The 10,403-nt window shown below is 56.2% G+C and carries 5 protein-coding genes; all 5 read left to right on the top strand.

The genetic code is table 11. From position 1 onward, the window contains the following. Positions 1-11: 11 nt before the first annotated feature. A complete protein-coding gene (locus tag KF784_02020; protein MBX3117812.1) occupies positions 12-6,557 on the top strand; it encodes a PQQ-binding-like beta-propeller repeat protein in 6,546 nt (2,181 codons plus the stop codon). A gap of 172 nt (positions 6,558-6,729) precedes the next feature. Further along, entirely contained in the window at positions 6,730-7,929 is a 1,200-nt protein-coding gene (pilM, locus tag KF784_02015) for a type IV pilus assembly protein PilM (protein MBX3117811.1), read from the top strand. A gap of 9 nt (positions 7,930-7,938) precedes the next feature. Continuing rightward, complete coding sequence (locus KF784_02010) at positions 7,939-8,799, top strand: hypothetical protein (protein MBX3117810.1); 861 nt, start codon at positions 7,939-7,941, stop codon at positions 8,797-8,799. Positions 8,800-8,822: 23 nt separating this feature from the next. Next, complete coding sequence (locus KF784_02005) at positions 8,823-9,635, top strand: hypothetical protein (protein ID MBX3117809.1); 813 nt, start codon at positions 8,823-8,825, stop codon at positions 9,633-9,635. A 44-nt stretch (positions 9,636-9,679) separates the two neighbouring features. Then, on the top strand, positions 9,680-10,375 hold the full coding sequence (locus KF784_02000; GenBank protein MBX3117808.1) for a hypothetical protein: 696 nt from the start codon (positions 9,680-9,682) through the stop codon (positions 10,373-10,375). The last annotated feature ends 28 nt before the right edge of the window (positions 10,376-10,403 follow it).

The raw sequence follows: 10,403 nt of genomic DNA, 5'->3' as shown, positions 1-10,403 counted from the left end.
TGGAGAGAGCAATGCGAAGCAGTCGAAGATTCTTGTTGTGGATTTCTTGCGTGATCGTAGCGAGTCTAATGACCGCTGCCCTCGGGCAAGACTTCCCAGCACTTAAAGGAAATGCCTCGCGTACCGGTGAGAACGGTGCGCCGTTAACCAGCGGACCTGGTCGTGGTTTCCTGAGATGGTGGAGACCCAATACGGGTGCCGATTTCGCGATTATCAATCGCGTGATCGACAATATGGATGCTGCTGCTGCTGCGATTAGCGGCGGTTGGGCTCAGCCAGCTACCCTCGCCGATGAGGCTCAGAATTCGCTCGTCCCCGCACCTTACGACACGATTCCCGGCGCTGCTCCTTACCGACTCGCCGCTAGCGAACCCGCTCTCTCAAACGCTAGCAACATCGTTCCTCAGAACGCAGGGAATCATGCGGTATGGCAGTGGACAGTCGATCCCGGCGACGGAATCGCGCGAGCCTACTCACTTCATGCTTGGCTTCCGATTGGCCCGACCTACGTGGGCGGTATTCCGTTCTATCCGCAGCGATATTTTACGTATGAGATCATCTATGCAAACGGCTTAACTTACATCGACACGGTCGACACATATCAAGCCGGTACAGGCTGGGTTCAGCTTGGAAACGGCGGACGCCCAACCACAATCCAGTTTGCCTACGATGGCATCAACCCCATCCGAATTAGGCTCCACAATATCATTCCTCGCGATCAGTTTGGGAATCTGACCTCCCCGCCAGCCGATTCTGTCGTCTATGCCGATGCCGTCTTGGCAGTACCGGCGGTTGGAACCTACCAAGCATCGCCCATCGTCAGCCAGTTCACACCTCCGGGTGGTGGCCCGAACGTTATTCACACCGTCGACGCGATGAATCGCTATGAAAGCACGGTAGAAACCGACGGCAGCATCACCTCCCGACTGGTCGGTGTCGTGCGCTCTTTGCTGCACGATATCGCGAACGCAGGCCAGCTCAACAACACTCGCTGGGAATACAATCCCGCAATTGAGTCGGAACAGGCGATCCAAACAGACAATGTAGCCGCTTCGTTTATCGGAATAGGATGGGCGGTTACAGCCGCACCCGCCGGATTCCGTGGTGTGGACTATTTACGGACAGCCGCGACTGATTTGAGCCTCGGCTCCCCAGCGCTCACGACCGTCGAATATTCACCGAACGTCAACGATGGCGTGTACGACGTTTACGTTTGGACATTTGGCTCGGGTTCGGGTACTTTCGGGCGCACGGTTCGATACGAGATTTGGGAGAACGGAATTCTCGCCGAGACTCCGATCCTTGACCAGGACAATCAGGCAGGCTGGATCCGAATCGGAACCCGCCGGTTCTCGCACACTGCAGCGAACCCAATGCGCGTCGTCGTGACGAACGAGGTTGGTGCGCTCGATTTGGGTCGAGATGTTTATGCCGATGCCATCCGAGTAGTCGGACCGACAAACTCAGCCATTACCTCAACTCCGATTCATGCCGTCGCTCGTGTACGGCTCTCCCCTGGCGGACCGCTTGTCGCTCGCCCGGTTGTCGTTGCTGCCGCTGAGAACGGACGAATTTATTGTCTCGACGCTGAAGGCGACGTGACCCGCCGTGAAACCAATGTGTTGTGGACCTATCCGAGCACGCCAGATAACGACAACGCGGGTTGGACCGACCCGAACGCCGTTGCTGGAGAAGACGGTGGCGTCGCGGAGATGCCCACAGGGTTCAATCTGAGTTCGTCGATCATTGCCGACGTAGCGGGCGAAGATGTCCTTTACCTGTGCGGAACGAACGGACGCATCTATGCGATCAACATGTCTGGTCGAGGTGATATGGATTTCACCCTGCGAAAGCCGGGTACCACAACCCGTCGTTGGACTTACCCCGACGACTATCCGGCCCCGCGCAAGTCCTCTAACCTTGGACCGTTCATCGGCTCGCCGCTGGTTATCCCCGTAGCGGGAGTTCCAACGGTTATCGTTCCCTCCACACAGGGTCGCCTCTATGCACTCGACGCGGACGGAACGGCGAACAAGAGGACAACTGTCACTTGGGCCTTCCCGCAACTGAATCAACCAACAATCGGTGCGATCAGCTCGACTCCAGCATTCATGAACGGGAATCTGTACTTCGGTACGGAGGCGCTTGGAGACAGAGGAACCTTCTACTGCTTGAACTCCTCGGGTACCCCCCAATGGACCTTCGACAATACGACTCTTTGGGATCCGCTCGGCGTTACACCGGTCCTTGCTGATAGTTTCATTAGTGGTCCAGCAGTTGCGGACGCCGCGACCATGGGGCTCGGAATGCCCAACATGGTTTTTGTAGCGAACGAAAACGGCTGGATTAGCGGTCTGAATGCAGACACAGGAGCTATTCGTTGGACGACAAATGAGCTTGGCTCAAATGTCCTGGCGAACCTGTCGTTCACGCAGATGACAGTTTACACTCCGGGTGGAATATTGAATCCACGCCGGGTCGTCATTGTCCCCACTGCGGACGGGCGCATCACCGCGCTATACGCCCGCGACGACGAATTCAACTCTTTCGGAGGCGGCGGACCTCTTTCGCCACGATTGGTATGGGGCTACGACACGGATAGCCGATTCGAAGCCTCTGCTTCTGTGGGTCGAAACTTCATGTACATCGGCGATACGGGTGGCGTCCTATATGCTTTCGCAGATAACGCGCCCTTCGGTACGTCGATAGGGAATCCTCCCGGAAGACCCCAAATCGCCCCAGATGATCCTGCGGGTCAGGTTTACCGAAATGCAAAGATTCGATTCGTCAACAAGACTCTGTATGAGGCTTATCGAAACGGTACGGCAACGTATGCTCAGTTGACGAACGCCGCTAACTGGGTGAACGGAACCGCTTTTGAGTGGGGCGAAACCATCTACGTGATGGCTTACGATTTCCCAGGAAACGAAAGCGCTCAGCCCGGACGCGAAGCCCAGATCGAATTCAGATTTAGCGCCGAGGGTGCGGCTTTCCGCAACGTCACACTACGTGCGAAGCTGGCAGCTTCGTCACCGCCAGATCGTGATGGCTATGCAATCTATCAGTTCCCGATCCAAGGCTCGGGTTCAAATGCGATGCCGCCCGGAAACGGACAAGTCTCCATCGGCATGAATGCGTGGATTCCAAACGGCAATCCTCCGCCAAACGACGCAACGTTGAGCAATGTCACCTTGGATCCCGCGACCTCTCGTCGGACCTTCCAAGTGGCCAATCCCATCGCACTTGTGATGGCACAAATTGGTGGTCTGCCGGACCTCAATCGTTCGCTGGGCTACACCATTGACCCCAACGATGCTGAAGCATTGATGAACGGTTCACAACCGATCAATGCGACACCCAAGCTTGAAGAGCGGATGCTCGCCAGCATGGGATTGGTCCCACACAACCAAACAGGAAACTATATCGTTGGTGTGGTTGACCGAAGCCTGATGACGCTGCTGCGACGTCCTGGACAGGGTCTCGACAATGTCCGCGTCGAGCGCTATGATCTGGCCTGGCAGGGCGGCGCTGGTGCGGTAATCAAACCGCTGAATCAGCTTCGATACCCATTGTTCGAAGAGATGCCTGTAAACTTCCCGAACAACAGCCTCGACTATTCGAATATCGGAAGGCAGAATCTATTTGTCACAAAGGATAAGTTTGCAAACGCGGAGAATCCGCTGATCACCGGGGTTGGACTTCTTCCACCGACGATCACCGATCCGTCCGATCCGAGGAACAACCGAACGCTTAACATCACGCCATTTGATCTTGATCTTAACGTTCCGCGATTCCAATCGGCAAATCTTTCCACAACTATCGACTCGGCAGGCGCTTCTAACCCAGGCGGTTACCTGACAGGAGCTTTGGTCTACGTCGATAGCGACGGCAACAGCCAGTTCACTGGCAGAGGCCGCCGCGAAGCTTATCGAAGGTTCTTGATCTCGGTGGGAATCCCGGTCGACGAAAGAATTACCGTCACCACGCCGAACGTCGATCTGAGTTCGCTGGTACCTGGAAACGGCTACACGCCACGACAGCCATGGGATCCGGCCTCGATCTTCTCGCCGTGGGGCGGCATCTATCAGCCGATGTTCCGTCCGTTCAACACGTTGAACGAAGGAAACGTTAACCTGCTTGACCTGCGCATCGCCAAGGCGACAAACGTCGGCGGAGCTCGCGATCCTTGGCAGCTTATGGCTCCCGCGAATCACGAGCGAAGCTGGCTCGACGGCGATATCCATCTTTGGAGCGATATCGACAGCCGATTTGCTCCTGTTTTCGGTGGCAGCAACGCCGTCGGCCTTCAAAAGGCTCGCGTCGGTGACCGAGTGGGAACAGCGCTCTCGGCAAACCCCGAGCAGCGTCCGAACGCGAACCTTGGCGCACCCGGCGGACCGCTTCTTAATACAGCGGCCTTCCCGCCCGGACCGCCGCGAATCGCGGTTTCGATTCCGATCGGTACACCCGTCGGAACATACGTCACAACGATGCACGTCATTGAGGACCCCAACCTCGACGAGTCACTCGCGATGGACGTTTCGGGGCGCGCTTTGGAGATTTACTCCGACCCGACCTTCACGCTGACCTTCAAAGTTCGTGAAGCCCGTTTGACAAACGACTCAACCCGAATCTATCAGACCGGCAATGAGCGCAACGGACCCTTCATCGACAACCAGCTCAGCGGCGCAGAGAACTTTATTTCGTCAAACGCTCAGCCTGCGGCAATGCGATCCGGCAGCGGACGTCTCAGCGTGGTTTGGGCATCGAACCGTCCCAACTTCACGACCAACATCTTTGCATCGACGCCGAATCAGGATAACTGGCGGCTCTACTTTGCAACGATGAACGGCGTTGCCCCAACGACGGGTCCAAACCCCTCGAACCCGGGCAACAGTCCATTGAACGACTTGAATAGCTTCTCGCCGATCAATGTGAACACCCGCTGGTTCAGCCAAGACGGGGCCGCGTACCCGCCCGCTGCGAGCGATGCTGGCTTGTTTAATGTTCAACCGGGTGAGACCCTGATTCCTGAGACAGTGCGCTACGGCTCACCGTCGTATCCGGTCTTAGGCAGTTTCGATCCGTTTGGCGGGCCAGCGCGAAGGGCGACCTACATCGTCTTCGTCGGCGAAGCCCAGAAGCAGACTTCGCAGGGTCGTATAAGCGATTCCCGCGTATTCATCGCCAACGTCACGATGACGCCCAACGGAAACCCGGTCGGCGTCTCGAACCCGATCGGACTTGACTACAACCCCGAAATGCGGAAGTTCCGCCCGACCGTTATTCAAGTCGGCAGCACAGCAACCGTCTTTTTCAGCGGAGAGGGCCCTGGACAGCAGAGCTTCTTCTACGCGACGTTCGACGGCACAAACTGGGGACCGGTCCGACAGGCACAGGTTGGCAACGGCTTCGAGCAGATCGGTTCAGTAAGCTCCTCGGCTCGTATTTACAGCGGCGCCTCAGTCCCCGGACTGGGCAGCGGCAGTGGAATTATCGAGCTGACCTTCTCTGGCAAACTCAAGGGACGAAACCTGACCGAAGCGTTTTATGGACGCATGGTTGCCGGTCGCTCGGGAGCGCCAGCAGGGAATGGAGCCTTTGTGAACTTGCCTGCTCGAACTACTGAGCGATTGATTCCGGACGGCGAGCCTGGCGCTTACCGATCCCTGGGCATCCAGTGGAACACCGGAGCGACGACTCAGCTCTTCCAGACGTTTAATGGCGCTACGACCAATATCGAGGTTGCGGGAACGCGAACCACTGATCCTGCAACGGGGCTGATCTCCTTTACGTCGACACTCGGCGGCAAGGTTTATCTTGACCCTGCTCTTGGAAAGGTCCGGTTCAGCGGCACCTCGCCGAATCGAAATGCGATTATCATGCTCAGCTACACACCGCGACTGTTGCGTGTGAGCACGGCACAGAATGTCGCCTATACGAACCCGTCTGGCCTGTTCGACAACCGATTGATCGGCGAATTCGATTACTGGGCTCAGCCGGGCAACACAGGCATTACGCCGAATCAGCAAGTCAGAAGTGGCCGGTATCTGTTCTCGTTCACGCGAGCAGCTTCGGGTAACGGTCAAGCCACGCGTCCGTTCATGCGAACAATGCGGCTTGGCGTTGAGCTTCCGTTGCCGGTCCACACGCAGCCGAACGGAACGGTTACGTCGATCAACGTTGCAGGTAACACGTCGTTCTACCAAATCGATCCGGCAAATGGCCGAATCTATTTCACAACGGACGACGAGAACCGGACGGTCACGATCACCTACACCGGGCTTGATGCCACAACAGGGACTCCAATTCCAGGAATCCAGGTACAGGCTCCGGTCACGATGATCGAAGAGAGAGGAGAGGCGCCTGTGCCACTCGATCAGGCAGTGAACGAATCGCAAATGACCACATTTATCGATCCGTTCGACTTCCCGAATGCGGCAAACCGACGCGCAGGACTGGTTTGGATGTTCTGGACCAGTACGCGAGGCGGCACGCCAGACCTGTTCTTCCAGACAATTGCACCGAAATTTGCCCCGAAGGCAGCAGGTCAATAATTCTCAAAAAGCACAAAATAGATAAGGCAGGGACACAGTTCCTGCCTTTTTCTACATAGGTTGAACTCATCAAGGGCTGAAGTTCGTCTCTGTAGAAGCAACACGAAGTTGACATAGGTTCGACCAGGGTGATAACATAACTCAGCTCAGCCACGGAGCGGGATCTCGACATATGGCGAAAAAGCTAAGCAGCGTCGTTGGAATCGACATCGGGAGTCGGTCTATCAAAGTCGCCGAAATTCGTAACGCCGGGAAGGAAGCCTCGGTTACGGGTCTTGGCATGATTGACACACCGGAAGGTGCCGTCGACCATACAGGTATTTACAATGCAGAAGCAGTTGCAGGAGCGCTTAAGCAAGTGCTGTCTGCAAGCGGCATCTCAAACCCCAATGCAGTCGTGTCGATTGCAGGGCAAGCCTCCGTTCTGGTGCGCACGCTCGAAGTGCCGCGGATGAACCCTGCTGAGCTCAAAGAGCATATGCAGTGGGAGATCAACCGGAATATCCCCTTCTCAGAGAGCACGGTCGTGAGCGACTTTAAGCCTCTCGCAGACGAGGATCCGACTTCTCAGAATATGGAAGTCGTGATGGCAATCAGCCCGCAGTCAGCGATTGACACCGTCATGGCATGTCTGAAGAAGGCCGGACGCAATACAGCCGCCATTGACGTTGAGCCGCTCGGTTTAGCACGGTCGCTGGTCACGAGCTATGACGATCAACACGTTGGCAAAACGGTTTGCCTCGTCGAGATCGGCCACAAAACAACTTCAATCAATATCTACCGCAACGGTAAGCTTCTCCTGCCGCGCCAAGTTCCAATGGGCGGTGAGATGTTCACGCAGGCAATTGCCGATGCGATGGGCGTTTCCAACGAAGAGGCAGAACGGCTTAAGCAAGAGACCGCAGACCTCGACAGAGTCGATGTGGCTGCTGGTGTTGGCGGAGTTGCAACGCAAGCGTTCACTCCCTACAATCCATTTGCCGATGAAACCCCAGCTGACGATGCGGGCAGCGCGCCGACAGCAGCCGAAGCGCCTGCCGAAATCGCGCCGGTTGCCGATGCAGGCAACGACGGTGTGAACAAGGCGCTCGCTGGCGTAGCCGAAGAGTTCGCTGCTGAAATCAAGCGTTCGCTTGACTACTACCGCAGCCGAGGCAGCAACGTCGATGTGATCGCCCTCTGTGGAGGCGGTGCCAAACTTCGCGGTTTGGGAACGTATTTAACGAAGAGCACGGGGCAGACCTGTGACAATTACGACCCGATGAGGCGTCTGAACTTAAACATTCGGAAAGTTCCGCCGGCATATGTCGACGAACATCGCGAAGAGTTCGCGGTAGCCGTTGGAAACGGTCTGCATATCTGCTTCGAATAGGTGACACGGATGAAACTGAACTTAATTCCACAAACTGTAAACGAAGGGAAGAAAACCCGTGCGGCTATCGTCGGAGCGGTACTTATCGCTGCCGCCGGATTTGTTATCGGTATAGGGATGGCCGCAAAGTCGAGCAAGGACCTGACCGATGCTAGAGAAGAAGCGCTCAAGGTTGTTCCGACCGCAAAAGAAGCTCTCGACGAGTCGCTTTATGCTGACAAGGTGATGTCAGAGGCCAAACAGGTTATTTTGAACATCAACTTGGCTGAAGCCATGAAGAAGCACTCGGCCGTCTATCCCGACCTTTACGACGAGGTTCGACCCTATATTCCGGGCTTCTACCGAGTGGTAAGCATGAGTGCGGCTGCGAATGGGCCAGATTCATGCACGGTGACCCTCGTGGGCTATCTGAGAACACAGCAGCAGTACGCGGACATGATGTTCGCTCTGCGACGAATTAATAACGGGCAGGTTCTCGTAACTCGTTCCGGATATCAGTACAACGAAATGTTCGTACCGCCGATTACGGATAACGATCAGAACGCAGACCCGCGCCTGCGCAGCGATGCGCCCGTACCGGACGATCCCCTTGAGCGAATGGACTACTTCTTAGCCAAGGGTAGCGCTTCGGGATATGAAGGGGCCGGTGGTTTTGGATCGGGAGTGCCTGGAGTTCGAGGAGCGATGCCGAACGAGCATCAGGTAACGGTGACAATTACGATCCCCAGGAATATTCAGACGCCTAATCCGCGAGCAAGCCTTTCTGGAGTAGGCAGCGCGGGTACGGGTCCGGGAGGCCCTGGCGGCGGCCCTGGTGGCCCGAATGTAGGCGGTGGCGGTCCGGGAGTGCCCGCTGCGGAAGATCGCTAACTTAAAGGATTGAGGAAAAAAGGATGAAATTAGGCGTAATACCGATACTCTCGATTGGCGTCGCGGTCTTCATGATCGTGATGGCCTGGTCTCTGTTCTTTGTGACGATGCCCAATAAGCAAGAAACGGACTATTGGATCGAGAACAGGCAACTCCAGCAAACGGAAGCCGATAAGCTTGCAAAAGCCAAGCGACGTGTGGAGATAGCCAAAGAGATGGTCGAAGCCAAAGCAGCAGCTTGGCGGGCTACGATTTTGACCAATACTCCTCAGGCATCCCGACAAGGTCGAGGAATTGATCTGTCTGTCAACCCCTATCAGCTCGTGATCGATTCCCAAGGTTTTGGAAACGATATTCAACGCGCAGTGAATGCGCAGGTGCGACAGGGTGGCGTTCACGTTGTGAACGGTCCTGAAGTGCCCCGTCCGGTATACAACGCGAACCAGATTCTGTCGAGCTACTACAACTATCCGGCAGCTGGGTTCCCGATTGTTCTTTTTGATCTTGGCCAGGTCACAGTGACCGGCACATATGAGCAAATTACAGCAAACATGCGTTCCTGGGCGAGAATGCCAAACTATCTGGCCGTCGCAGACGGTCTACAGTTATCAGGAACATCGCCGAATCTAACCGGTACGTATAATGTAACCATCGTTGGCTACATTCGTGGGAAAGATATCTTCCCGCCCGTGCCAGACCAGGATCTCACCGGTGGTGGCGGGTCAGGCGGAGGCAACACACAGCCAGCAGGCGGAGCGCCCGGCGGTGGAGCTCCCGGAGCTGGTGGTGCAGCTGGAGGACGAAGCAGGCCCTCGCTGGGCGTGTCGGGCGGATAACGATCTCGTTCGTCAAATTGGAACCTAAAGGTGTAATGACCGATATGAAAGACGTGAGAACGATTTTAACGATGGCGGCTCTTGCCCTGGTCTTGGCCGGGTGCGGAGACGGTAGCGGAGCCGCAGGCTCCGGTGTCACGATGCCTGGAGCTTCAGGCAATGCAGGCACGAGACCCGTCGAGAAGCCCAATGCTGACGCTGGCGTTGGCTTTGAAGTGAAGCCCGACGAGCAGCGCTATGCGATGCTGTGGAGCAACAGAAACTTCGGTGGCTCGCGACGAGATCCGTTTGCGCTCAAGCCAAACGAAGTAGCTTACGATTACGCACAGCTTACCGAAAGGCTAACCAGCGACTTCGGCTGGGATCAGCGATTTGAGCCAGAGCCCGAAGTGACAGTCCAAGAGCGCCCGCAGCCTCAGCCTTATCGCAGGCTCGCTGGCGTGATTATTGGGGACACAGTTACGGCGATCATTATCATGGAGGACGGACGGGCAGTTCAAATTCACCCCGGAATGCAGATTCCCAACAGCCCGTGGACCGTTATCTCCATCGACGAGAACAAAGCCATCCTACGACGGGGTGGTAATGTGAAGCCGAACGATATCATTGTCAACCTCGAAAGCGCACCTCCCGGCGCTGGCGGTAGAAACTCTGGCGGCAACGCCGGTGGAAACGCAGGCGGACGTGGAGGCCGTGGCGGACGACAAGGTGGCCCTGGACTAGGAACCAGTGGCGGCTAAGAATAGTAGATTTGATGAAACGACCGAC

This window comes from Fimbriimonadaceae bacterium (assembly GCA_019638775.1).
GTDB lineage: Bacteria > Armatimonadota > Fimbriimonadia > Fimbriimonadales > Fimbriimonadaceae > JAHBTD01.
The sequence above is the reverse complement of the archived record's forward strand: the minus strand, read 5'-3'. Positions and strand labels throughout refer to the sequence as shown.

Bases quoted from the DNA above. Each gene is read 5' to 3' on its own strand.
- pilM (MBX3117811.1), top strand. From the start codon at position 6,730: ATGGCGAAAAAGCTAAGCAGCGTCGTTGGAATCGACATCGGGAGTCGG.
- KF784_02000 (MBX3117808.1), top strand. From the start codon at position 9,680: ATGAAAGACGTGAGAACGATTTTAACGATGGCGGCTCTTGCCCTGGTC.
- KF784_02020 (MBX3117812.1), top strand. From the start codon at position 12: ATGCGAAGCAGTCGAAGATTCTTGTTGTGGATTTCTTGCGTGATCGTA.
- KF784_02010 (MBX3117810.1), top strand. From the start codon at position 7,939: ATGAAACTGAACTTAATTCCACAAACTGTAAACGAAGGGAAGAAAACC.
- KF784_02005 (MBX3117809.1), top strand. From the start codon at position 8,823: ATGAAATTAGGCGTAATACCGATACTCTCGATTGGCGTCGCGGTCTTC.